Below are 25,128 nucleotides of genomic sequence, written 5' to 3'. Positions count from 1 at the left end.
AATCACTTGTTGGAGTCCCTCTGCTCTGTCAGGATCGGCACTCAATTCGAGCCCGAGCCACGCCGGCCCCTGATGGGGCACGGAGGGAGCGACATGCACAACCCGGGCACCCTCACCCCGGATCGATTCCCGGCCCAGGACCGCTTCGCGGACGGCGCGCAGTTCATCGCGGGCCGGTATGCGAAGGGCACCTCGGGACGTACGCACGCCGTCGTCGACCCCGCCACCGGGGAGGAGGTGTACACGTACGAGCTGGCCGGTGCGGATGACGTCGACGCGGCGGTCGCCGCCGCCCGGGCCGCCTTCCCCGGCTGGTCAGGCGCCACCCCCGGCGAGCGTTCCGACGCGCTGCACCGCTTCGCCGCCGTGCTCGCCGAACGCGCCGAGGAATTCGCCCGCGCGGAGTCCCTCCAGTGCGGCAAGCCGCTGAAGCTGACGCGTGAGTTCGACGTCCCCGGAACCATCGACAACACCGCCTTCTTCGCCGGTGCCGCCCGGCATCTCCAGGGCCAGTCGGCCGGCGAGTACTCCGGCGACCACACCTCGTACGTACGCCGCGAACCCATCGGCGTCGTCGGTTCGATCGCCCCCTGGAACTACCCGCTGCAGATGGCCGCCTGGAAGATCCTCCCGGCGATCGCGGCGGGCAACACCATCGTGCTGAAGCCCGCCGAGCTCACCCCGCTGACCTCGCTCCTGTTCGCCCAGGCCGCCACCGACGCCGGCATCCCGGACGGGGTCATCAACATCGTCACCGGCACCGGCAAGGATGCCGGCGAGCGTCTCGTCGGTCACCCCGACGTGGCCATGACCTCCTTCACCGGCTCCACCGCCGTCGGCAAGCGTGTCGCCGAGATCGCGACCGCCACCGTCAAGCGGATCCACCTGGAGCTCGGCGGCAAGGCGCCGTTCGTGGTCTTCGACGACGCCGACCTGGAGGCCGCCGCCAACGGCGCCGTCGCCGGCTCGCTCATCAACACCGGGCAGGACTGCACCGCCGCCACGCGCGCGTACGTGCAGCGGCCGCTGTACGACGCGTTCGTCGAGCGCACCGCCGAGCTGATGCAGAGCGTCCGGCTCGGTGACCCGTTCGCCGCCGGCACCGACCTCGGGCCGCTCATCTCCCACGTCCAGCGCGACCGGGTCGCCGGCTTCGTCGAGCGTGCGCGTGGCTACGCGCGCGTGGTGACCGGCGGCGCCGCACCCAAGGGGGAACTGGAGGACGGCGCGTACTATCTGCCCACGCTCGTCGCCGACGCCGCCCAGGACAGCGAGATCGTCCAGTCCGAGATCTTCGGCCCGGTACTGGTCGTTCTCCCGTTCGACAGTGACGATGAGGGGATCCGGCTGGCCAACGACACCCCGTACGGGCTGGCCGCCTCCGCGTGGAGTCGCGACGTCTACCGGGCGAACCGCGCCACCCGCGAGATCAAGGCGGGCTGTGTGTGGGTCAACGACCACATCCCGATCATCAGCGAGATGCCGCACGGCGGCTACAAGGCGTCCGGCTTCGGCAAGGACATGTCCGCGTACTCCTTCGAGGAGTACACCCAGATCAAGCACGTCATGTTCGACAACACCGCGGTCGCCGCGAAGGACTGGCACCGCACCGTCTTCGGGGACCGATAGCCAGATCAGCAGGCACGGCCGGCCGCACGACCCGCGTCCGGCCGTTCCCCCCCTCCCGAAAGGGCACCAAGCGCATGGAGCAGTACGAGCCCGACCGCCTCTCCCCGGCCCAAGTGGCCGCCATGCGGCGCAGCCTGCGCAACGGCCGGGCGGCCATGACCCGCCGCAGCCTGCTGCGCGCCTCCACGGGGGGAGCGCTCGCGCTGGGCGGACTGGGAACACTCAGTGCCTGCGGGATTCCCGCGGCCGGCAAGACCGAGGGGGGCACGTCCTCCGAGGACCACTCGGCGAAGGAGAAGCAGGTCAACTTCTCCAACTGGACCGAGTACATCGACGTGGACGACAGCGGCAAGCGCCATCCGACGCTGGAGCAGTTCGCGAAGCGGACCGGCATCAAGGTCAAGTACACCGAGGACATCAACGACAACAACGAGTTCTTCGGCAAGGTCAAGCCGCAGCTCGCCGCCGGTCAGGACACCGGCCGGGACATCATCGTCCTCACCGACTGGCTCGCCGCCCGCCTCATACGCCTCGGGTGGGTCCAGAAACTGGACGCGGCCAACCTGCCGCACGCCTTCGCCAACCTGTCCCAGCAGTTCCGCGACCCGGACTGGGACCCGGGACGCGCGTACTCCTATCCCTGGCAGGGCATCTCGACCGTCATCGCCTACAACAAGAAGGCGCTCGACGGCGTCGAGGTGAAGTCGCTCTCCGACCTGCTCGACAACCCCAAGCTCAAGGGGCGTGTCGGCCTGCTCACCGAGATGCGCGACACCATCGGCATGACGCTGCTCGACATGGACAAGGACCCGGCGAAGTTCACCGACGACGACTACGACGCCGCCGTCGCCCGGCTCCAGAAGGCCGTCGACAGCAAGCAGATCCGCCGGTTCACCGGCAACGACTACACCTCCGACCTCAGCAGCGGCGACTTCGCGGCCTGCCTCGCCTGGGCCGGCGACGTCGTACAGCTGAAGGCCGACAGCCCGGACATCGACTTCCTGATCCCGGACAGCGGCTACATGACGTCGAGCGACAACATGCTCATCCCCAACAAGGCCCGTCACAAGACGAACGCCGAGCGGCTCATCGACTTCTACTACGAGCCGAAGGCCGCGGCGGAGCTCGCCGCCTACATCAACTTCGTCTGTCCGGTGGAGGGCGTGAAGGAAGAGCTCGCGAAGATCGACGAGGACGCGGCGAACAACCCGCTGATCCTCCCCGACAAGGCCATGCAGGCCGCCTCCCGTGCCTTCCGCTCACTGAGCTCGAAGGAAGAGACGGCCTACGAAGAGAAGTTCGCGAAGCTCACAGGGGCGTGACCACACCATGACCAACGACACCAGCGGCGACGTCCGCCTCTCCGGCATAGCCAAGACCTACGGCTCCTTCACGGCCGTGCACCCGCTCGACCTCACCGTGCCCCAGGGCTCCTTCTTCGCCCTGCTCGGCGCCTCCGGCTGCGGCAAGACCACCACCCTGCGCATGATCGCCGGTCTGGAGGAACCTTCCGGCGGCACCGTCCACCTCGGCGAGCAGAACGTCACGGCCCTCCCGCCCTACAAGCGGCCCGTGAACACGGTCTTCCAGTCCTACGCCCTCTTCCCGCACCTCGACATCTTCGAGAACGTCGCCTTCGGCCTGCGCCGACGCGGCATCAAGTCGGTGAAGAAGCAGGTCGAGGACATGCTCGAACTCGTCCAGCTCGGCGAGCAGGCCCGCAAGAAGCCGCACCAGCTGTCGGGTGGCCAGCAGCAGCGCGTCGCCGTGGCCCGCGCGCTCATCAACCACCCCAAGGTGCTCCTCCTCGACGAGCCCCTCGGCGCCCTCGACCTGAAGCTGCGCCGCCAGATGCAGCTTGAGCTCAAGCGCATCCAGACCGAGGTCGGCATCACCTTCGTCCATGTCACGCACGACCAGGAGGAGGCCATGACGATGGCCGACACGGTCGCCGTGATGAACGCGGGCCGCGTCGAGCAGCTCGGCTCCCCGACCGACCTCTACGAGAACCCGCGCACGACCTTCGTCGCCAACTTCCTCGGCACCTCCAACTTCATCGAGGCCGAGGTCGACTCCAGGAGCGGCGACGACATCGTGCTGAAGGCGGGCGGCGGCAAGCTGATCCTGCCCGAGGCGCGATGTTCCGCGCCCACGACGACCGGCGGCAAGGTGCTGGTCGGCGTACGCCCGGAGAAGATCTCCCTCATCCCCGCCGAGGACGCGGGCGAGATACCCGAGGGCCGCAACCGCATCACCGGCAGGATCGCCGACTCCTCCTTCATCGGCGTCTCCACGCAGTACGTCATCGACAGCCCCGTCTGCCCCGAGTTCGAGGTCTACGCCCAGAACATCGACCGCGACACCCGGCTCGTGCCCGGCGCCGAGGTCGTCCTGCACTGGAACCCGGCGCACACCTTCGGCCTCGACGCGTCCCAGGACATCGACGCCGGCATCCAGGAAGAGGCGGGGGTCTGATGGCGACAGTCACCGAGGCGCCACCCCTGGCGCCGACTCCCGAGGAACCGAAACCACCGCGCAAGAGGGGGCGCTGGACGCCGTACTGGCTCCTGCTCCCCGGCATCCTGTGGCTGCTGGTCTTCTTCGCGATGCCGATGATCTACCAGGCCTCCACGTCCGTGCAGACGGGCTCCCTGGAGGAGGGCTACAAGGTCACCTGGCACTTCGCCACCTACTGGGACGCCCTGTCCGAGTACTACCCGCAGTTCCTGCGCTCGGTGCTCTACGCCGGCTCGGCGACGATCCTGTGTCTGCTCCTCGGCTATCCGCTGGCGTACCTCATCGCCTTCCGCGCGGGCCGCTGGCGGAACCTGATCATGATCCTGGTGATCGCGCCGTTCTTCACCAGCTTCCTGATCCGCACCCTCGCCTGGAAGACGATCCTCGCGGACGGCGGCCCGGTCGTCGGCGCCCTCAACACGCTGCACGTCCTCGACGTCACCAGCTGGCTCGGCATGACCGAGGGCGACCGCGTGCTGGCCACGCCGCTCGCGGTGGTCTGCGGTCTGACGTACAACTTCCTGCCGTTCATGGTGCTGCCGCTCTACACCTCGCTGGAGCGCATCGACCCACGGCTGCACGAGGCCGCCGGCGACCTGTACGCCAGGCCCGTCACCACCTTCCGCCGCGTCACCTTCCCGCTGTCGATGCCGGGCGTCGTCTCCGGCACGCTGCTGACCTTCATCCCGGCGGCCGGTGACTACGTCAACGCGGACCTGCTGGGCTCCACCGACACCCGCATGGTCGGCAACGTCATCCAGACGCAGTTCCTGCGGATCCTGGACTATCCGACGGCCGCGGCCCTGTCCTTCATCCTCATGGCCGCCATCCTCGTCATGGTGACGCTCTACATCCGCAGGTCCGGCACGGAGGATCTGGTTTAAATGACGGTCGTCAACTGGCTCAAGCGCAATCTCGTCGTCATCGCGGGACTGCTGACGCTTGCTTATCTCCTGCTTCCCAACGTCATTGTGACGATCTTCTCCTTCAACAAACCGAAGGGGCGTTTCAATTACCAGTGGCAGGAGTTCTCCACGGCCGCCTGGCGGGATCCGTGCGGAGTCTCCGACATGTGCGGTTCGCTGTCGCTCAGCCTCCAGATCGCGTTCTGGGCGACCGTCGGCGCCACACTGCTGGGCACGATGATCGCCTTCGCGCTGGTCCGCTACCGCTTCCGCGCACGCGGCGCCGTGAACTCGCTGATCTTCCTGCCGATGGCGATGCCCGAGGTCGTCATGGCCGCCTCGCTGCTCACCCTGTTCCTCAACCTGGGTGCTCAGCTCGGCTTCTGGACGATCCTCATCGCGCACATCATGTTCTGCCTGAGCTTCGTCGTCACCGCCGTCAAGGCACGCGTGATGTCGATGGACCCGAGGCTGGAACAGGCCGCGCAGGACCTGTACGCGGGACCGGTCCAGACGTTCGTCAGGGTCACCCTGCCGATCGCCGCCCCCGGCATCGCGGCGGGCGCGATGCTCGCCTTCGCGCTCTCCTTCGACGATTTCATCATCACCAATTTCAACGCGGGCTCCACCGTCACCTTCCCGATGTTCGTCTGGGGCTCGGCGCAGCGCGGAACGCCCGTTCAGATCAATGTCATCGGTACGGCCATGTTCATCATCGCCGTACTGTTCGTCCTGGCCTCCATGGCCATCGGAAACCGCCGTAAGAAGCAAAAGGCATAAGCCTCTGTAGGGAGTTGAAATCATGGCCCCAAGCGCCATGAGTTCTGGCAATCACTGGACGAAAGCACTATCGGAAGCCCAGCCGGTTTCGTACTGGCTGGACGACCCCGGCCGCCCCCGCCCCGAGCCCGCCCTCACCACCGCCGAGACCTGTGACCTGCTGGTCGTCGGCGGCGGCTACAGCGGACTGTGGACCGCGCTCATCGCCAAGGAGCGCGACCCGCAGCGGGAGGTCGTCCTGGTCGAGGGCCGCGAGGTGGGCTGGGCCGCCTCCGGCCGCAACGGCGGCTTCTGCGCCGCGTCCCTCACCCACGGGCTGCCCAACGGGCTGACCCGCTGGCCGGACGAGATCCACAAGCTGGAGGAGCTGGGCGCCCGCAACCTCGACGAGATCGAGAGCGCGGTCGCCCGCTACTCCATGGACTGCGACTTCGAACGCACCGGCGAGATCGACGTCGCCACCGAGACGTACCAGGCGCTGGAACTGCGCGACTGGTACGAGGAGCTGCGCGAGAAGGGCCTCGCCGACGGGGTCGAGTTCCTGGACGCCGATGCCGTGCGCGCCCAGGTCGACTCACCGACCTTCCAGGCCGGCCTGTACGACCGCCGGGGCGTCGCGATGGTCAACCCGGCCAAGCTGGCCTGGGGCCTGAAGCGGGCGTGCATGGACCTCGGCGTCCGTGTCTACGAGCACACCCCCGCCCTCACCCTGAAGCCGTACGGCGCCGGCATGGCCGTGCGCACCCCGTACGGCCGGATCCGCGCCCGCCAGGTCGCTCTCGGCACGAACATCTTCCCGAGCCTGGTCAAGCGCGTCCGCGCCTACACCGTCCCGGTCTACGACTACGCCCTGATGACCGAGCCGCTCACCGAGGACCAGCTCGCGTCGATCGGCTGGAAGAACCGCCAGGGCCTCGGCGACTCGGCGAACCAGTTCCACTACTTCCGCCTCTCCGCCGACAACCGCATCCTGTGGGGCGGCTACGACGCGATCTACCCGTACGGCGGCCGGGTGCGCGCGGAGTACGACGACCGCCCGGAGACGTACGCCAAGCTCGCCGGGCACTTCTTCACCTGCTTCCCGCAGCTGGAGGGCATGCGCTTCACGCACGCGTGGGGCGGCGCCATCGACACCTGCTCGCGTTTCTCGGCGTTCTTCGGCACGGCCCATCAGGGCAAGGTGGCCTACGCGGCTGGCTTCACCGGGCTCGGCGTCGGCGCCACCCGGTTCGGCGCGGACGTGATGCTGGACCTGCTGGCGGGGGAGCGCACGGAGCGCACCGAGCTGGAGATGGTCCGCAAGAAGCCGCTGCCGTTCCCGCCCGAGCCGTTCGCCTGGACCGGTATCGCGCTCACCAAGTGGTCGCTGGCCCGCGCGGACGCGCACGGCGGCCGGCGCAATCTGTGGCTGAAGGCGATGGACAGGCTGGGCCTGGGCTTCGACAGCTGATGAGCCGTTGAGTGAAGTGATCTGGATCATTTTTTGAACCGGTCGCGAAAACTCGCGTAATGCAGGCCGGTGACCTCCCTCTCCCTCGTGACGCGATCGGCGTCCACGACAGAGAGGGAGGTCACCGTCATGACAGGGGCGAAAACGGCGGTCGAGTGGCTGGCGTCCGTGGCTCCGAACCCCGAGGCCTGCCGCTGGGAGTGGGAGCGCAATCCCCTCGGGGTGGCGCTGCTGCCCGCCGGCAAGGCCTGGGACGTGCTCATCCTGCCGGGCGAGCTCGGCTATCCCACGCTCGATGTCCTCACCCGCATCATCGACCAACTCGGGCCGGTCCTGGTCGACTTCGGCGACTCCCGGATGGGGTTCTTCGTGCCGCCCGGCACGGCCGCGCGCTGGCTCGGCACCGGCATCCGCACGGCCGGGGCCGGCACCTGGATCGTCGTGCCGTACCCGGGCCGGGTCACCGGCGGGGTGCGCTGGCTGGTCGCGCCGGACGGCACCGGAACCCTCACCGATCCGGCGCTCCTCGAACTGGCCATGCACGAGGCTGCCGCCGGCCTGGCCGACGGCGACTAAGGAGGGTGCCGCGCCTGGTTGTCGGTCGGCTGCGGCTGTGTCGTGGCTGGTCGCGCAGTTCCCCGTGCCCCTTAAGGGCGTTGCCGAGCCGTCGAATATCTTGACAACGCGGATTGGTCTGGACCAAATTGAGTGCGCTCCACCTCTCCAAATCCCCCATGCCCGGAGGCACTTGTGGACCGCTCCAGATCCCTCGCCTTCCTCACCGCCGCGGCACTGACCCTGCCCGGCCTCACCGCGCTCTCGTCGGCCGCCCGTGCGGCCGACGCCGACCTCGCCCGCAACGGCGGCTTCGAGTCCGGCCTGGACGGCTGGACCTGCACGGCCGGCACGACGGTCAACTCCCCCGTCCGCAGCGGCGCCTCGGCGCTCCAGGCGACCCCGGCCGGGTCCGACAACGCCCGGTGCGCGCAGACGGTGACCGTGAAACCGGACTCCCAGTACACGCTGTCCGGATACGTCCGCGGCGCCTACGTCTACCTCGGCGCCAGCGGCACCGGCACCACCGACGTCTCCGCCTGGACCCAGTCGGCCCCCTCCTGGCAGCAGCTGTCGACGACCTTCCGCACGGGCCCCTCCACCACCCGGGTCACCATCTACACCCACGGCTGGTACGGCACCGGCGCCTACCAGGCCGACGACATCTCCCTGGTCGGCCCCGGCGTGGACGCCGGACAGCCGCCCGCGGCGCCGACCGGACTGAAGACGGGCGCGATCGCCGCGACCAGCATCGCCCTGTCCTGGTCCCCGGTGGCGGGCGCGACGGGCTACGCGGTCTACCGCAACGGCACCAAGGTCCAGACGGCGACCGGCACTTCGGCGACCGTCGGCGGTCTCACACCGTCCACCGCGTACAGCTTCCAGGTCGCCGCGGTGAACGACGCGGGCGAGTCGGCGAAGTCGGCCACGGTGACCGCCACGACCATCGCCGGACCGAGCGGCCCGGGCACCGACCTCCCCGCCCACGCCCTGGTCGGCTACCTGCACGCGAGCTTCGCCAACGGCTCCGGCTACACGCGCATGGCCGACGTCCCCGACAGCTGGGACGTCATCGACCTGGCCTTCGGCGAACCCACCTCGGTCACCTCGGGCGACATCCGCTTCGACCGCTGCCCGGTGGCGGAGTGCCCGAACGTCGAGTCCGACGCCGACTTCAAGGCGGCGATCAAGGCCAAGCAGGCGGCCGGCAAGAAGGTGCTGATCTCGATCGGCGGCCAGAACGGCCAGGTCCAGCTGACCACCACGGCCGCCCGGGACACTTTCGTCACATCGGTCTCGAAGATCATCGACCAGTACGGTCTCGACGGTCTGGACATCGACTTCGAGGGCCACTCGCTGTCCCTGAACGCCGACGACACCGACTTCAAGAACCCGAAGACCCCGGTGATCGTCAACCTCATCGCGGCACTGAAGACCCTCAAGGCCAAGTACGGCGACGACTTCGTGCTGACGATGGCCCCGGAGACCTTCTTCGTCCAGCTCGGCTACCAGTACTACGGCACCGGCCAGTGGGGCGGCCAGGACCCGAGGGCGGGGGCGTACCTCCCGGTCATCCACGCCCTGCGCGACGACCTGACGCTGCTGCACGTCCAGGACTACAACTCGGGCCCGATCATGGGCCTGGACAACCAGTACCACTCCATGGGCGGCGCCGACTTCCACATCGCCATGACCGACATGCTGCTGACCGGCTTCCCGGTCGCAGGCAACGCGAACAACGTCTTCCCGCCGCTGCGCCCCGACCAGGTCGCCATCGGCATGCCGGCGTCGACCAACGCGGGCAACGGTCATGTCCCCCCGGCCGAGGTCACCAAGACCCTCGACTGCCTCACCAAGAAGACCAACTGCGGTTCCTACGCGACCCACGGCACCTGGCCGGCACTGCGCGGCCTGATGACGTGGTCGATCAACTGGGACCGCTACTCGAACTGGGAGTTCCAGCGGACGTTCGACGGCTACTTCGGCTGAGAACGGCCTGCGCGGGCGAGGAACAGCCACAGCAGCGTCATGAGCACCGTGCCGAGGCACCAACTGGCCACCACGTCCAGTGGCCAGTGGTAGCCGCGCCGGACCAGGCCGAAGGCGACGCCCAGGTTGAGGGCGGCGCACAGGGCGAGGACGGTGCGGCGGGCGGGCGCGGTGCGCAGCCAGGGGAGGAGGAGCAGGGCCGCGGCGCCGTACGCGACGACCGCCGTGGCCGTGTGGCCCGACGGGTAGTAGCCGGTGGCGGGCGGCACGGCCGGGGTGCCCGGACGGTCGGTCAGTTCCTTGAGGGGGACGATCAGGGCCGGGACCAGGGCCATCAGGACGGCCGCTGCGGCGGCCGGCTGCCACCAATGGTCTGTACCGGTGCGGCGATGCCGCCAGGTGACGTAGACGAGGACGACCGCGAGGACCGGTACCGCGACCGGCACATTGCCGAGGTCCGCGAGGAGTTCGGAGAGGCGGTCGGGGTGGATCAGGGCCCGGCTGGCCGCCTCGTCGAGGTCGACCAGCCGGCCGTCGGCCATCACCTGCCAGGTGATGAGCGCGAAGAGAAGGGCCGGAAGCCCGAGAAGGAGAAAGAGGGAGGTCGGCCGCCCCGGAACAGGGGGGGTGGTTCCGAGGCGGCCGTCCGGACCGGATGGTCGCGCGCCCCGGGGGGTTTGGGGCGGGCGACTGTCCGATCGGTGAGGAGATCCGGAGCCGGAAGCTCCGGGTGTGTGCGCGAGGGCACGACCAGGTCGAAGCTGGGGAGGCCACGGCCTGATGTCGCCCAGAGTCCCCTCTGGACGGGGTGTATCTCTCATCTGGTTAGAACCTACGGCAGGGCGAAGGCGTTAGACAGACGGAATCGCGTCCTGACATCCACCTCGCACACCTTCTTCACACGCTCTGACTAACGCGGCCCCGCCCCCGGAATCCCGGGAGTCGTCAGCGCTGGGGCGCCTGGGGTTCCCGCCCCGGGAACCCCAGGTCCCACCAGTGGTTTCGCTGTGACCTCAGATGCGGGCGAAGGCCTGCTCGATGATGTCGAGACCCTCGTTCAGCAGGTCCTCGCCGATGACCAGCGGCGGCAGGAAACGCAGCACGTTGCCGTAGGTGCCACAGGTAAGGACCAGCAGGCCCTCGGCGTGGCAGGCCTTGGCGAGCGCGGCGGTCGCCTCCGGGTTCGGCTCCTTGGTGGCGCGGTCCTTGACCAGCTCGATGGCGATCATGGCGCCGCGGCCGCGGACGTCGCCGACGATGTCGAACTTCTCGGCCATGGCGCCCAGGCGGGCCTTCATGATCGCCTCGATGTTCTTCGCCCTGGCGTTGAGGTCCAGCTCCTTCATCGTCTCGATGGAGCCGAGCGCGCCGGCGCAGGCGACGGGGTTACCGCCGTACGTGCCACCGAGGCCACCGGCGTGCGCGGCGTCCATGATCTCCGCGCGACCGGTCACGGCGGCCAGCGGCAGACCGCCGGCGATGCCCTTGGCGGTGGTGATCAGGTCCGGGACGATGCCCTCGTCCTCGCAGGCGAACCACTGGCCGGTGCGGCAGAAGCCGGACTGGATCTCGTCGGCGACGAACACGATGCCGTTGTCGGCGGCGAACTGGCGGATCGCGGGCAGGAAGCCCTTGGCCGGCTCGATGAAGCCGCCCTCGCCGAGCACCGGCTCGATGATGATCGCGGCGACGTTGTCCGGGCCGACCTGCTTGGTGATCTGATCGATGGCCTGCGCGGCGGCCTCGGGGCCGGCGTTCTCCGGACCGGTCGGCCAGCGGTAGCCGTAGGCGACCGGGACGCGGTAGACCTCGGGCGCGAACGGACCGAAGCCGTGCTTGTACGGCATGTTCTTCGCGGTCAGCGCCATCGTCAGGTTGGTCCGGCCGTGGTAGCCGTGGTCGAAGACGACGACGGCCTGCCGCTTGGTGTAGGCGCGCGCGATCTTGACGGCGTTCTCGACGGCCTCGGCGCCCGAGTTGAACAGCGCGGACTTCTTGGCGTGGTCACCGGGCGTCAGCTCGGCCAGGGCCTCGGCGACCTCGACGTACCCCTCGTACGGCGTGACCATGAAGCAGGTGTGGGTGAAGTCCGCGAGCTGGGCGGACGCCCGGCGTACGACGGCCTCGGCGGAAGCGCCGACGCTGGTCACCGCGATGCCGGAACCGAAGTCGATGAGCCGGTTGCCGTCGACGTCCTCGAGGATGCCGCCGCCCGCGCGCGCGGTGAAGACGGGCAGCACGGAGCCCACGCCCTGCGCGACCGCGGCGGTACGGCGGGCCTGCAACTCCTGCGACTTCGGACCGGGGATGGCGGTGACTACGCGGCGCTCCTGCGGAACTGCGCTCATGAGGGGCTCCTGGGGGTTTTGCTGACGCTTGTCTTGTTCTTTTCTCGCAGGCTAGGGCGGGGAGTGGGGGGTGGGCATGCTCCATGTGGGCGTTGTCAGCGATGTCGGTTGTCCGTGGTGGACATAGCGACGGGGACGGGCCCGGCGCGGGCCACGACGAGATCCGGATCATCTCGGTCCGCTCCGTCGGCCGTGTAAGCGGTGAACTCCCCAGGAGAGGGCGTTAGATTGACTCGCTGATGGTGGATGGCACGGATGGAACGGCTGGTCAGGGGGCAAGGGCGATGGACAGCGACGGGACGCAGGACGCGCGGGGCACACACGCGACGCCTGTGCCACGTCCGGCGACCCCACCGGAGGCCCCGGCGGTGCCGCCGCGGCCGACGCGGGCGCCGGGTGCGGGGCCGGACGGCTCGACGTTCCTGACCTGGCTACGGGCACCCCGACCGGAGGCGCAGCCCGGCGTCTGGCGGTTCGGACATGTGCCCCGGCCGGACCAGGAGCCCGAGCAGATCCCGACGCGACAGCTGCTGAGCGGGGCGCTGATCGCGTTCCTGTGCGGATGGCTGGTCTGGTCGCTGCTGTGGAACGGCTATCTCGGCGGCTGGTGGGTGCTGCCCCTGGAGCTGTTCACCCCGGACTCCTGGCGCGAGAACAACGACCGCTTCGGCAATGCCTTCCTCTGGTACAGCTACTACACCCTCATCGCGCTCGCCATCATGCTCGCCGTCGGCCGCCTCGGCCGCTGGGGCGAGGTCTGGCGGCGCTTCGGGCCGCCCGCCTGGCGCCGTGCCGCCCCCGTGGCCGAGCGGGCGCCCGCCCCCGGGCAGGACCCCGCGTCCTGGCCCGCGCTGCGTGCCGCCGGGGCCGCGGACGCCGCCGAGCGGCTGGCCTCCGACGCACGGTCCGGGCTGATGCGGGACGTCGACTACGCCCGGATCGTCCGGGCCTGGCAGGGCGTGCGCTCCGGGCGGCACGACCTGCCCACCTTCAGCGGCGCCGTGCTCAAGGACGGCGCCGCCGCCTGCCTGCACCCCTCCGGAGAGCGCGACCTGTCCGCCCGGGTCGCCCGGCACGACCTCGTCAGCGGCCAGGTGCGGCTCGGCACGACCGCCGACGACCCGCGCAATCCGTACGCCTACCGCGGCACCGGACTGGGCCTCGGGCCCGACCTGATCGGTACGTCCCTGCTCGCGGTGGGGCCGGCCGGATCCGGCAAGACGGGCACCGTGGTGCGGCCGCTCGCCGAGTCGCTGTGCCTGCAGGCGCTGGCCGGGCGGGCCTCCGTGGTCGTCGTCGGCGCGGCGGGCACCGGGCTCGGACCGGCCGACGCGTTCGACGTCGTCGTACGGATCGGGAACCCGGAGTCGATCTACGACCTGGACCTGTACGGCGGCACCAACGACCCCGACGAGGCGGCCGCCGTGCTCGCGGAGGCGCTGGTCGGTGACCTCGCCGACCCGCACCCGGGCAGCGACAGCCGCCGCTCCACGACCGTGCTGGCCCAGCTCCTCGGGCCGTTCAGGGCGGTCCACGACCGCTTCCCGTCCGTGCCCGAGCTGCGGCAGCTGCTTGACGGCTCGCCCGGCGCCCTCGGTGCGCTGCGCACGGGGCTGGAAGGATCCGGGCAGGAGTCGCTGCTGCGGGAACTGGACGCCCGGGAGCGGCAGTTGGGGCACCCCGGCGATGTGGCGGCCGTGCTCGCGGACCGGGTGGCGCTGCTCGACAGGCCGGCGTTCGCCGGGTTCTTCGACACCTCGGGGCAGTCGCGGCCGTTCACGCTGAAGGCCCTCGACCACCCCGTCCGGGTCCGCATCGACCTGCCCGCGCGGGGGCACGCAGAGGCTTCCCGGATGCTGGCCCGGCTGGTGCTCGCGCAGTTCACGGCGAGTGTCGCGGTACGGGAGGACCGATCGCTGTTCGCCTGTCTGGTGCTGGACGACGCGACCGGCGTCGTGACGCCGGAGGCCGTGCGGGGGATCCAGCGGCTGCGGTCCGGCAACGCCGGCGCGGTGCTGACGCTGCGCACCCTGGACGACGTACCGAGGCCGCTGCGCGGGCCGCTGCTGGGGTCCACCGGGTGCCGGATGGCGCTGGCCGGGGTCACGCCCTGGGACGGGCAGGACTTCGCCGAGGTGTGGGGCAAGGAGTGGACCGAGGCGCGGGACGTCACCGACCGGCAGATCATCGCCGAGACCCCGGCCGGCAAGGCGCTGCACGCGGTGCGCCGGGTCATCACCGGCAAGGCGCCGACCGCGCGGGCGGTCACCGTGCGGCAGGTCGAGCGGGAGCGGTGGTCGGCGTCCGAGCTGGCGCACGGGGTGCCGCCCGGGCATGCCGTGCTCTCGCTCACGAGCGTTCAGGGCGAGCACGCGCCGCCGCTGCTGGTGGATCTGCGGGGCTGACCTGGGTATCCGGGCACCGGGCCACGCGGGGACCGTACGGTGAGGCAGAATCGACACAGGTCGTTCATACACAGCGGCCAAAAGATCACAGAGATCGTACAGATCCTGCCGATGATCACTGAGATCGAACCGACGATCACCGAGATCACACCGACTTGAAGGCCGCATGCCCCCCACGCTCTCCTCGCTCGTCCACCACTCCGCGCTGAAGCTGACCGTGCGGGCGGGCGAGGACCGCCTGGACGTGCCCGTGCGCTGGGCGCATGCCAGCGAGCTCACCGACCCCGTGCCCTACATGGAGGGCGGGGAACTGCTGCTGATCACGGCGCTGAAGCTGGACGCCGAGAACCCCGAGTCGATGCGCCGCTATGTGCGGCGCCTGGTCGGTGCGGGCGTGGTCGGGCTCGGCTTCGCCGTCGGCGTCAACTACGAGGACATCCCCGAGGCCCTGGTCGAGGCCGCGACGGCGGAGGACCTTCCGCTGCTCGAGGTGCCGCGCCGCACGCCCTTCCTCGCCATCAGCAAGGCGGTCTCCGCGGCCATCGCGGCGGACCAGTACCGCGCGGTGACGGCGGGCTTCGCCGCCCAGCGGGAGCTGACCAAGCACGCCCTGACCGACGGCCCCGAAGGGCTGCTGTCCGCGCTGGCCTCGCAGGTGGACGGCTGGGCCGCGCTGTACGACGCCTCCGGTGCCGTCGTCGCGACCGCGCCCGAGTGGGCCGGGCGGCGGGCGGCCCGGCTCACGGCGGACGTCGAGCGGCTGCGCGAGCGGCCCGCGCCGGCGTCGTCCGTGGTGGGCGGACCGGAGAACGAGGACCGGGTCGAACTGCACAGCCTGGGCACCGGCCGGCGCCCCCGGGCGGCCCTGGCCGTGGGAACGGCGACCGCACTCGGCACCGCGGAGCGCTACGCCGTCCACTCCGCCATCGCCCTGCTGACCCTGACGACCGAGCGTTCCCGCTCGCTGCAGGCCGCCGAGCAGCGGATCGGGGCGGCCGTGCTGCGCATGCTGCTCGCCGGCCAGCCGGACCATGCCCGGGCCGTGGCCGGGGGACTGTACGGCGGGCTGCTGGACGCACCCTTCCGGATGATCATCGCCGAGTCGGCGTCGGTGTCGGCCGCGCGGGTCGTGGACTCCGGGTCTCGGGTGCCGCTGACCAAGGCGTCCGCCGCGGTGCTGGTCGCGGCCGGCGAGGCGGGCGGCGATCCGCTGGGTGCGCTCACCGAGATCGTCGAGTCCGCGGCGGCCCGCGCCGGGGAGGCGGTACTGGTGGTGCCGGAGGGGGAGGGCGAGAGCGCGCGGCTGGTGGTGCTCGCGGCGGACGGCGGTGCGGCGGTCTCGGCGAGCGCGGAGTACGCGGCGGCGCTGGAGGCGACGCGCGTGGGAACCGTGTCGGAGCAGCCCGGGTTCATCGACGACGAGCTGGTCGTCGGCCTGTCGGCGCCGGCCGGGCCCATCGCCGCGGCGGCGGCGTACAAGCAGGCCGAGCAGGCGCTGTCGGTGGCCCGGCGGCGCGGGCGGGTGTTCGTGGAGCACGAGCAGCTGGCCGCGGGGTCCGTGCTGCCGTTGCTCGCGGACGACGCGGTGAAGGCGTTCGCCGACGGGCTGCTGCGGGCGCTGCACGAGCACGACGCGACGGGCCGCGGCGACCTGGTGGCCTCCTTGCGGGCATGGCTGTCCCGGCACGGGCAGTGGGACGCGGCGGCGGCGGACCTGGGGGTGCACCGGCACACGCTGCGGTACCGGATGCGGCGGGTGGAGGAGATCCTCGGCCGCTCGCTGGACGACGCGGACGTACGGATGGAGCTCTGGCTGGCGCTTAAGGCGACGTCGACGGAGTAGGCGGGGTGGGGTGTGCGGTGTGGTGGTCGCGGCCCGGCTTTTTCTCGCCCCCGCCGCCCCTACCCGTCCCATCCCCGGGGGCTGCAGCCCCCGGACCCCCGCTTCGGCCCTGAACGGGCCTCGTCCTCAAACGCCGGACGGGCTGATTGACGCGGGCCGGTTCGTCCTCGATCGCCGGACGGGCTGATTGATGCGGGCCCGTCCGGCCTCGATCGCCGGACGGGCTGGAAGACACGGACCGGCCCGCAGTAGTTCCTCTGCTCTGCCAAACCGTCGAACCCCGACCCGCCATCACTACACCCCGGACAAACGCCGGTCCGCCCGTGCGCCCCTACCGTGGACCACGACACACAGGACTCAACGCGGAAGGGCCGGGAATCGCTATGACTTCCACCCACGCCTTCTGGCTCGCCGGCCGCCAGGTCACCGGCGAGGACAGCTTCGATGTGACCTCCCCGTGGGACGGGCGGGTCGTCGGCACGGTCAGCGTGCCCACCGACGCGCAGATCGAGGGGGCCGTGGCCGCCGCGTACGCCGTCCGGGACGAGTTCGCCGCGACCCCGGCGCATGTGCGGGCCGCCGCCCTCGACCACGTCAGCCGGCGCCTCGTCGAGCGTACCGAGGAGATCGCCCGGCTGATCTCCGCCGAGAACGGCAAGCCCATGAAGTGGGCCCGGGGCGAGGTCGGCCGTGCCGTGTCCGTGTTCCGGTTCGCGGCCGAGGAGGCCCGGCGTTTCAACGGCGGCGAGGCCCAGCGCCTCGACACCGACCTCGGCGGCCAGGGGCGCCTCGCCTTCACCCGGCGCTTCCCCAAGGGCGTCGTCCTCGGCATCGCGCCGTTCAACTTCCCGCTGAACCTGTGCGCCCACAAGATCGCCCCGGCCATCGCCGCCGGCGCGCCGATCATCCTGAAGCCCGCCCCGGCCACCCCGCTGTCCGGCCTGATCATCGGTGACCTGCTCGCCGAGACCGAGCTGCCGGCCGGCTCCTGGAGCATCCTGCCGGTGCCGAACGACAAGATGCCCGCCCTGGTCCAGGACGAGCGCCTGCCGGTCATCTCCTTCACCGGTTCCGAGAAGGTCGGCTACGCGATCATGGACTCGGTGCCGCGCAAGCACTGCACCCTGGAGCTGGGCGGCAACGGTGCGGCGGTCGTGCTCGCCGACTTCGCCTCCGACGAGGACCTGGACTGGGCCGCGACCCGCATCGCGACCTTCTCCAACTACCAGGGCGGCCAGTCCTGCATCTCCGTGCAGCGGGTGATCGCGGACGCCTCCGTGTACGAGCGGCTGCTGCCGCGCATCGTCGCCGCCGTCGAGAACCAGGTCACCGGTGACCCGAACGACGACGCCACCGATGTCGGCCCGCTGGTCAGCGAGGACGCCGCCAAGCGCGTCGAGACGTGGGTGGACGAGGCGGTCGCCGCCGGCGCCGCCCTCCTCACCGGCGGCAAGCGCGACGGTGCCTCCTACGCGCCGACCGTCCTCACCGACGTACCGGCCGACGTCACGCTCTCCTGCGAGGAGGTCTTCGGACCCGTCCTCACCGTCCAGAAGGTCGACGGGGAGGCCGCCGCCTTCGCCGCCGTCAACGACTCCAAGTACGGCCTCCAGGCGGGCGTGTTCACCCACGACCTCCAGACCGCCTTCCGTGCCCACCGGGCGCTGGAGGTCGGCGGTGTCGTCGTCGGCGACGTCCCGTCCTACCGTGCCGACCAGATGCCGTACGGCGGCGTCAAGCAGTCCGGTGTCGGCCGTGAGGGCGTGAAGTTCGCGATGGACGACTACACCTACGAGCGCGTGATGGTCCTCACCGGCATCTCGCTCTGAGCAGGTTCACGAACCACTCTGGCTTGTGACAATCATTTTCAGGTAGAGTGGTCCCCGTATCCCGGGATGAAAAAGGGCCCGGCACCGATGCCTTCCGGTGCCGGGCCCTTCCGTGCGTCGGCCTGGTCCGGACCCTCAACCGGAGAAGCCGACGTGCGCGAGCCGCAGCGGGCCGCGCAGTCCGATACGGACGTCGCGGACGCCCTCGGTGACGATCCGGGCGGTGAGCGTCCGGTAGTCGTACGGGTCTGACCCGGCCGCCTTCGACGTCAGTACGGCCGACACCGCGCCGCCGGCCGGCGACACCTCGACCGTGCCCTCGCCCGCCACGGTCACCGTCACCTCGGTGACACCGTCGCCGAAGTCGCAGTCCCGGTACAGCAGTTCACCGGAGCCGCCCTCGGCCGCCGTCACCGCGTCGCCCGAGCTCTTCGTGCGGTCGACGATCGCGACGCCGCTCTGCTCGTCGAAGTCGGCCGCCGGCAGGCCCCGTCGGAGGACGGGGCGCGGGGCCGCGGGCTCCCCGTCCAGGACCACCGTCGTCCGCAGCCGGACGTCCTCGCTGGAGGCGCCGGCCAGCACCTCGTACGCACCCGGCTCGCGGCGCCAGCCGTCCCGCGCCACGTCCCAGAAGTCGAAGGCGGACAAGGGGACTTCGAAGGCCAGCTCCCTGCGCTCGCCCGGCTCCAGGCGCACCCTGCCGTGCGCAAGGAGCTCGCGGCGCGGGCGTGGCACCGTCGGATCCACGGCACGGAAGTAGACCTGGGCCACCTCGTCGGCCGTCATGTCGCCGGTGTTCGTGACCGCGAAGGTGACGTGCAGCGAGCCGTCCGCCGTGCGGGTGGCGAGGCCGGCGTAGGAGAACGATGCGTACGACAGGCCGTGGCCGAACGGGAACAGCGGGGTCCCCTCGAAGTACAGATAGGTCTGGCGGCCGCCGATCACGTCGTAGTCGAGGAGGTCCGGCAGGTCGGCGTCGTCGGCGTACCAGGTCTGCGGGAGACGGCCGGCGGGGGAGACGTCGCCCGCCAGCACCCGGGCCAGGGCGGTGCCGGCCGCCTGGCCGCCGTGGGAGGTCCAGAGCACCGCCGGGAGTTCGGCGGGGTCGACCGCGTACGGGTACGCCGACACCAGCGCCAGGACCGTGCTCGGGTTGGCGGCGCGGGCGGCGCGCAGCAGGCGCTCCTGATGGGCGGGGAGGGCGAGCGTCGTACGGTCCTCGGTCTCGCGGCCGTTGATGTGCGGGTCGTTGCCCGCGACGACCAGGACCACGTCGGCCTGCGCGGCGACCCTGGCCACCGCGTCCTCGCCGCGCTCGACCACGATCAGCTCGAAGACTTCCGGGCCGGCCTCGGCAACCCGCACCCCGTCGGCGGCGACTGAGACGTGGTGACCCGTGCCGATGTGCCTCAGGAGGTGTCCGTTCGCGTGCGGTTCCAGGCGGAACGTCTCCTGGACGACCCAGCCGCCAGGCTGGTCGGCGGAGGCGCGGACCCGGCCGTCCTCGGCGACCGAGAGATAACGCCCGTCGGGCGCGCGCAGGGTCAGCACGCCCTCGCCCCAGTCCACCAGCGCGAGTTCGGTGCCGGCCGGGCCGGCGGTCAGCGCCGGCAGGTCGGTGCGGCCCGCCAGCAGCGCCGGGTCGAGCGCGCCCCCGGCGCCGCGCACCTCGTCGCCGGCGTCCGCCTCGGGGACGTGCAGGAAGGCGCCGGCCGAGGTCCTCAGCAGGACGCGGTCGACGCCCTCCGCGAACTCCACGCGCTGCGCGCCGAACCGCTCGTAGATGCCCTCCAGCGGGGTCGAGCGGTGGATGAGCGTGCCGCTGTACCAGTCGAGCTTGCACTCGTCGGCGAGCAGGCCGACCACCGCGAGGCGGGTGTCGGGCGCGAGCGGCAGCAGGCCCGCGCTGTTCTTCAGCAGCACGACCGCCTGCTCGGCGGCGTCCTGGGCGAGGGCCCGGTGCGCCGGGGTATCGAAGTCCCCGGTGAGCGCGTACGGGTCGTACTCGGGGTCGAACTCGCCGAGCCGGAAGCGGACCGAGAGCTGACGGCGGACGGCCGTGTCGAGGTCCGCCTCGGTCAGCAGGCCCCGGTCCAGGGCACCGCGGACCCGGGCGGTGATCGGCGAGCTGTCGGTGCCGTGGTCGGTGAAGCTGTCGACGCCGGCCAGCAGGGCCGCGGCCGTGGCCTCCTCGTGGGTGTCGAAGTAGTGCTCGGAGTCGACCAGGTTGGAGGGCGCGCCCGCGTCCGAGCAGACCAGCAGGTCCTGATCGGTCCAGGTGCGCAGGTGCTCCCGCAAGTACGGCGAGACATGGTTGGGGCGGCCGTTGACCAGGTTGTACGCCGGCATCACCCCGGCCGTGGCGCCCGCCTCGACCGTCGCGCGGAAGGCGCGCAGGTCGTACTCGTTGAGCACGCGCGGGCGGACCGAGGAGGACGTGACGTCGCGGCCCGTCTCGTTGTTGTGCGCCAGCCAGTGCTTCAGCACCGGCGCGGTGCGCCAGTACGTCGGATGGTCGCCGCGCAGGCCGCGGGTGTACGCGGTGGCGATGGCGGAGGTGAGGCCGGGATCCTCGGAGTAGCCCTCCTCGCCACGCCCCCACAGGGGGTGGCGCAGCAGGTTGACGGTGGGGGACCAGACGTTGAGGCCGACGCGGTCGTCGCGGGCGCGCATGGCGCGGGTCTCCTTGGAGACGGCCTCGCCGATCCGTTGTACGAGGTCCGTGTTCCAGGTCGCGCCGAGGCCCACCGCCTGCGGGAAGACGGTGGCCGGGCCCATCCACGCCACACCGTGCAGCGCCTCCTGGCCGGTGCGGAAGGCCGCGATGCCCAGGCGCTCGACCGCGGGCGTGAACTGGTGCAGGAATCCGATCTTCTCGTCGAGCGTGAGCCGCGACAGAAGGTCGTCGATGCGCTTCGCGAACGGCAGTCGCCGATCGCGGAAAGGCGGCGTGTGCGGGGTGTGTGCGGTCACGTGGGGATCCCCTTGCGATGGATCGGCTCGGCGCTTTCGAAGCGCTTCGATGCTCTTTCGACCGGAGGGTGGGTGTCAAGACGCCTAGAGGAATCTTGGAAGCGACTCTTGTGCACCCCTGGGCGTTCACTTAACCTCGCTGCAACATCGAAGCGCTTCGACAGTGGGGTTGACGCAATGACGCCGAAAGCCGCCTCCTCCGCCTCCTCCGGACCGAGCCGGAGAAGCTTCCTCGCCTCCACGGCGGTCGCCACCGCGGCGGTGGCCGGCGGCATGCCGCTGCTCGCCGCCTGCGGCGGTTCGGACAGCGGTTCGCGTGAGGGGACCACCTCGGGCAAGGACGCGAAGAAGATCCTTCCGACGTACGTGGCCGGCAGCGTGGTGACGCCGGACATCCCGTCGAAGAACGGCTCCTCGAACGGCTTCACCGGCAAGCTGGACATCGCGGACCTGAAGACGTCGGTCGCGAAGAAGCTCGGCAAGGGCGGCAAGGTCACCGTCATGTCGCCGTTCTGGGGCTCCCCGCCGAAGGGGAACAACCCCTACTACACGGCGATGAACGACCTGACCGGCGTCGACGTCCGGTGGCAGAACCAGGACGGCAACACCTACGACCAGAAGCTCGGCGCGGTTCTCGCCTCCAGCGACGTACCCGACATCGTCGTTGTCCCCGGCTGGAACATGGGCGGCAAGATACCCAGCGCCATCATCAGCAAGTTCGCCGACCTCGGCCCCTACCTCTCCGGGGACGAGGTCAAGGAGTACCCCAACCTCGCGGCGATCCCGACGGACGCCTGGCAGCGCTCCATATTCGGCGGCGCGCTGCGCGGACTGCCGATGCCGGCGTCGTACGTCACCAACATCGTGCCCCTCTACCGTCAGGACGTCTTCGAGAAGGAGGGGTACCAGGTCCCCGCCTCCACCGACGAGTTCCTGGCGCTGGCGAAGGACATCACCAACGCCAAGGCCAAGGTGTGGGCCTGCGGCGACATGAAGTGGACCGCCTTCAACTCCTTCGGTGTGCTGTCCGGTTCGGAGAAGCCGCTCGGCTGGAACCTCGTCGACGGCAAGCTGGTCTACCGCATCGAGACCGAGGAGTACCTGGAGGCGCTGGAGTGGACGCGCAAGCTGTTCGCGGCCGGCGTCGTCCACCCCGACTTCAAGCTCGGCAAGAGCCAGGCCACCGACCCGTCGACCAAGTTCGCCGCCGGTGAGTTCCTGATCTACAACAACGACATCTCCAGCTGGTACGGCCTCACCGCCTCCCAGGCCACCCAGAACCCGGACTTCAAGGTCTCCGGCATGGACATCTTCGGCGCCGGCGGCAGCGGCCCCACCCCGTGGGCCGCACAGCCCGCCGGCATCTTCGCGTTCATCAACAAGAACGCCTCCGAGGCCGTGGTCCGCGACGCGCTGGCCGTCGCCAACGTGACGGCGGCGCCGTACGGCACCAAGGAGTACATGCTGACCAACTACGGCGTGGAGGGCACCCACTACACCCTCAAGGACGGCGTCCCGGTCAAGACCGACCAGGGCAACAACGAGGTCCTCAACGCCTACGTCATGGTCGCGAGCCCCGCCTCCACCCTCGCCCACCCCGACTTCCCGGACATCGCCAAGGCGCAGGTCGAGTGGCAGCAGCGGATGGGCGCGCTCACCAAGAAGTCGTCGTTCTGGGGCATGCAGATCACCGAGCCCGCCCGCTACACCAACCTCTCCAACGACTTCGAGCAGCTGGAGGACGACATCGTCCGCGGCCGCAAGAAGATCGGCGACATGCAGCAGGCCGTCTCCGACTGGAAGAGCAAGGGCGGCGACAAGCTCCGCGACTGGTACAAGAAGATCCTCGACGAGAACGGCAGCGCGGCCAACTGATCCGGGTCCGAGGCAAGGAGAAGGCCGTGTCGCACAGCACGGTGCCTCGGAGCAGGACCGAGGCGAAGACCAAGACCCCGCGGGAGGAGACCCCGGTGGTGTCCGGCGACGCCACCGGTCCCCCGGGGAGCGGCCGGTCGGGGAAGCTGGGCCTGAAGGTCAGATTCCGGCGCGACCGGGTACTGCTCCTGATGACCCTGCCGGCCGTCGTGCTGGTCCTGCTCTTCAACTACGTACCGATCCTCGGCAACGTCGTCGCCTTCCAGGACTACGACCCCTACATCAGCGACAACGGCGTCGTCTCCATCCTGAACAGCCCCTTCGTGGGCATGGAGAACTTCCAGCGGATCTTCGAGGACTCGGCCTTCTGGAACGCCGTCCAGAACACGCTGATCCTGTTCTTCCTCCAGCTCGTGCTGTTCTTCCCGATCCCGGTCCTGCTCGCCCTGCTCATCAACAGCGTGGTCAGACCCCGGATACGGGCGGTCTCGCAGGCGATCCTCTATCTGCCGCACTTCTTCTCCTGGGTGCTGGTCATCGCCGTCTTCCAGCAACTGTTCGGCGGCGCCGGGATCTTCTCCCAGCTGCTGCGGCAACACGGCTACGACGGCCTCGACTTCATGACCGACCCGAGTACGTTCCCGCTGCTCATCACCGCGCAGAGCGTGTGGAAGGACGCCGGCTGGGGGATCATCGTCTTCCTCGCCGCGCTCGCCTCGGTGCCGCCCGACCTCTACGAGGCCGCCGCGATGGACGGCGCGAACCGCTGGCGCCGGATGTGGCACGTCACGCTTCCCGCGCTGCGCCCGGTGATCGCCCTGCTGCTGGTGCTGCGCGTCGGCGACGCGCTCACCGTCGGCTTCGAACAGATCCTGCTGCAAAGGGACATGGTCGGACCGGGCGCCGCGGAGGTCCTCGACACCTTCGTGTGGTGGAACGGAGTGCGCAACCAGGACTTCGGCTACGCGGCCGCCGCCGGCCTGGTCAAGGGCGTCGTCAGCCTCGGACTGGTCCTCGCCGCGAACAAGGTGGCCCATCTCATGGGCGAGCAGGGGGTGTACAAGAAGTGACCGCCGTGATCGACAAGACGGTGCGCGGGCCCGGCCGTTGGGCGGCGCCGCCCCGGCCCGGCTGGGAGGAGGAGCCCTCCAGGGCCGGCCTCGCGGGCAAGGGGCTCGCGCTGACGCTGGCCTGCCTCGGGATCCTCTTCCCGCTGTGGATCGTCGTCGTGACGAGCCTGTCGTCGAGGAAGACGATCGACGAGGCCGGCGGTCTGGTGATGGTGCCGAAGGACATCACTTTCATCGCCTACAAGGAGCTGCTGAGCGGCGGGCAGGTCACACGCGCGGCCGTCATCAGCGTCCTGGTCACCCTCGTCGGCACGCTGTTCTCGATGGCCGTGTCCGTGCTGTGCGCGTACGGGCTGTCGCGGACCGGGTCGCTGGGTCACCGCTGGATCCTGCTGACCCTGCTGGCGACGATGTTCTTCAGCGCCGGGCTCATCCCGACGTATCTGCTGGTGCAGACCCTCGGGCTGACGGACTCCTATCTCGCGCTGATCCTGCCGAGTGCGGTGAGCGTGTTCAACATCCTGGTGCTGCGCGGGTTCTTCATGGGGATCTCGCAGGAGCTCATCGACAGTGCGCGCATCGACGGTGCCGGGGATCTGCGGATCCTCTGGCAGATCGTCATGCCGTTGTCGCGGGCCGTCATCGCGGTGATCACGCTGTTCTACGCGGTGGGGTACTGGAGCGCCTGGTTCAACGCCTCGCTGTACCTGAACGACCAGGACATGATGCCGCTCCAGAACGTCATGATCCAGCTCGTGCAGAAGCAGGAGGCGCCGGTCGGCCTTGGACAGGCCATCAAGACGGGGCAGCTGTCGGGGCTGGCCGTGCAGATGGCCGTGATGGTGATGGCGTTGCTGCCAGTTGCCGTGCTTTCTCCCTTTGTCCAGAAGCACTTCAAGAAGGGCATGCTCACCGGCGCGGTCAAGGGTTAGCAGGCGCCCGCACCCTCCCCCATTCGTA

Annotated in this window: 17 protein-coding genes; 14 read left to right on the top strand and 3 right to left on the bottom strand. The window is 70.2% G+C overall.

What is annotated here, in order from left to right; all coding sequences use genetic code 11:
- The first annotated feature begins 93 nt into the window (after positions 1–93).
- From CP983_RS12370 to CP983_RS12335, 8 genes are all read left to right on the top strand, one after another.
- A complete protein-coding gene (locus CP983_RS12370) occupies positions 94–1,629 on the top strand; it encodes a gamma-aminobutyraldehyde dehydrogenase (RefSeq protein WP_150499627.1) in 1,536 nt (511 codons plus the stop codon).
- Between the two features lie 74 nt (positions 1,630–1,703).
- Positions 1,704–2,951 (top strand): polyamine ABC transporter substrate-binding protein, encoded by a 1,248-nt coding sequence (locus CP983_RS12365; protein ID WP_107902331.1) that lies wholly within the window; start codon positions 1,704–1,706, stop codon positions 2,949–2,951.
- 7 nt (positions 2,952–2,958) lie between these two features.
- A complete protein-coding gene (locus CP983_RS12360) occupies positions 2,959–4,104 on the top strand; it encodes an ABC transporter ATP-binding protein (RefSeq protein WP_125529372.1) in 1,146 nt (381 codons plus the stop codon).
- Positions 4,104–5,030 carry an ABC transporter permease gene (locus CP983_RS12355; protein WP_150499626.1) on the top strand — a complete coding sequence of 309 codons (927 nt, stop codon included), beginning with the start codon at positions 4,104–4,106 and terminating at the stop codon, positions 5,028–5,030. Before CP983_RS12360 ends, CP983_RS12355 begins: the two co-directional genes overlap by 1 nt.
- On the top strand, positions 5,031–5,831 hold the full coding sequence (locus CP983_RS12350) for an ABC transporter permease (RefSeq protein WP_107902325.1): 801 nt from the start codon (positions 5,031–5,033) through the stop codon (positions 5,829–5,831).
- Between the two features lie 22 nt (positions 5,832–5,853).
- Entirely contained in the window at positions 5,854–7,281 is a 1,428-nt protein-coding gene (locus tag CP983_RS12345; RefSeq protein WP_150499625.1) for an NAD(P)/FAD-dependent oxidoreductase, read from the top strand.
- Positions 7,282–7,410: 129 nt separating this feature from the next.
- Positions 7,411–7,857, top strand: a complete 447-nt coding sequence (locus tag CP983_RS12340; RefSeq protein WP_150499624.1) for a hypothetical protein — start codon at positions 7,411–7,413, stop codon at positions 7,855–7,857.
- Positions 7,858–8,031: 174 nt separating this feature from the next.
- Entirely contained in the window at positions 8,032–9,825 is a 1,794-nt protein-coding gene (locus tag CP983_RS12335) for a chitinase (RefSeq protein WP_150499623.1), read from the top strand.
- On the opposite strand, the gene CP983_RS12330 is transcribed toward CP983_RS12335, so the two are convergent.
- Entirely contained in the window at positions 9,813–10,616 is an 804-nt protein-coding gene (locus CP983_RS12330; protein WP_229915075.1) for a phosphatase PAP2 family protein, read from the bottom strand. The two genes, CP983_RS12335 and CP983_RS12330, sit on opposite strands and share 13 nt — an antisense overlap.
- Before the next feature lie 222 nt (positions 10,617–10,838).
- Positions 10,839–12,173, bottom strand: a complete 1,335-nt coding sequence (gene gabT / locus CP983_RS12325) for a 4-aminobutyrate--2-oxoglutarate transaminase (protein WP_125526036.1) — start codon at positions 12,171–12,173, stop codon at positions 10,839–10,841.
- 284 nt (positions 12,174–12,457) lie between these two features.
- Between gabT and CP983_RS12320 the strand changes: the two genes are divergently transcribed.
- From CP983_RS12320 to CP983_RS12310, 3 genes are all read left to right on the top strand, one after another.
- Positions 12,458–14,578: an ATP-binding protein gene (locus CP983_RS12320; protein ID WP_150499622.1), complete on the top strand. Its 2,121-nt coding sequence runs from the start codon at positions 12,458–12,460 to the stop codon at positions 14,576–14,578.
- Positions 14,579–14,744: 166 nt separating this feature from the next.
- Positions 14,745–16,421: a PucR family transcriptional regulator gene (locus CP983_RS12315; protein ID WP_150499621.1), complete on the top strand. Its 1,677-nt coding sequence runs from the start codon at positions 14,745–14,747 to the stop codon at positions 16,419–16,421.
- Between the two features lie 383 nt (positions 16,422–16,804).
- Positions 16,805–18,250, top strand: coding sequence for an aldehyde dehydrogenase family protein (locus CP983_RS12310; protein ID WP_150499620.1), 1,446 nt, complete (start codon positions 16,805–16,807; stop codon positions 18,248–18,250).
- 135 nt (positions 18,251–18,385) lie between these two features.
- On the opposite strand, the gene CP983_RS12305 is transcribed toward CP983_RS12310, so the two are convergent.
- Positions 18,386–21,223 (bottom strand): glycoside hydrolase family 3 C-terminal domain-containing protein, encoded by a 2,838-nt coding sequence (locus tag CP983_RS12305; protein ID WP_150499619.1) that lies wholly within the window; start codon positions 21,221–21,223, stop codon positions 18,386–18,388.
- A gap of 177 nt (positions 21,224–21,400) precedes the next feature.
- Here CP983_RS12305 and CP983_RS12295 point away from each other — a divergent pair, with 177 nt between their 5' ends.
- Genes CP983_RS12295 through CP983_RS12285 form a run of 3 tightly spaced genes read left to right on the top strand, consistent with a single transcriptional unit; the run spans position 21,401 to position 25,100 of the window.
- Positions 21,401–23,098: an extracellular solute-binding protein gene (locus CP983_RS12295; RefSeq protein ID WP_150499618.1), complete on the top strand. Its 1,698-nt coding sequence runs from the start codon at positions 21,401–21,403 to the stop codon at positions 23,096–23,098.
- 26 nt (positions 23,099–23,124) lie between these two features.
- Entirely contained in the window at positions 23,125–24,168 is a 1,044-nt protein-coding gene (locus CP983_RS12290) for an ABC transporter permease (RefSeq protein WP_150499617.1), read from the top strand.
- Entirely contained in the window at positions 24,165–25,100 is a 936-nt protein-coding gene (locus CP983_RS12285) for a carbohydrate ABC transporter permease (protein WP_125526029.1), read from the top strand. Before CP983_RS12290 ends, CP983_RS12285 begins: the two co-directional genes overlap by 4 nt.
- Positions 25,101–25,128 lie beyond the last annotated feature (28 nt).

This window comes from Streptomyces chartreusis (genome assembly GCF_008704715.1).
In the GTDB taxonomy this organism is placed as follows: Bacteria; Actinomycetota; Actinomycetes; order Streptomycetales; family Streptomycetaceae; genus Streptomyces; species Streptomyces chartreusis.
Note: the sequence above shows the minus strand (reverse complement) of the source record. Positions and strands in the feature narration are given on the sequence as shown.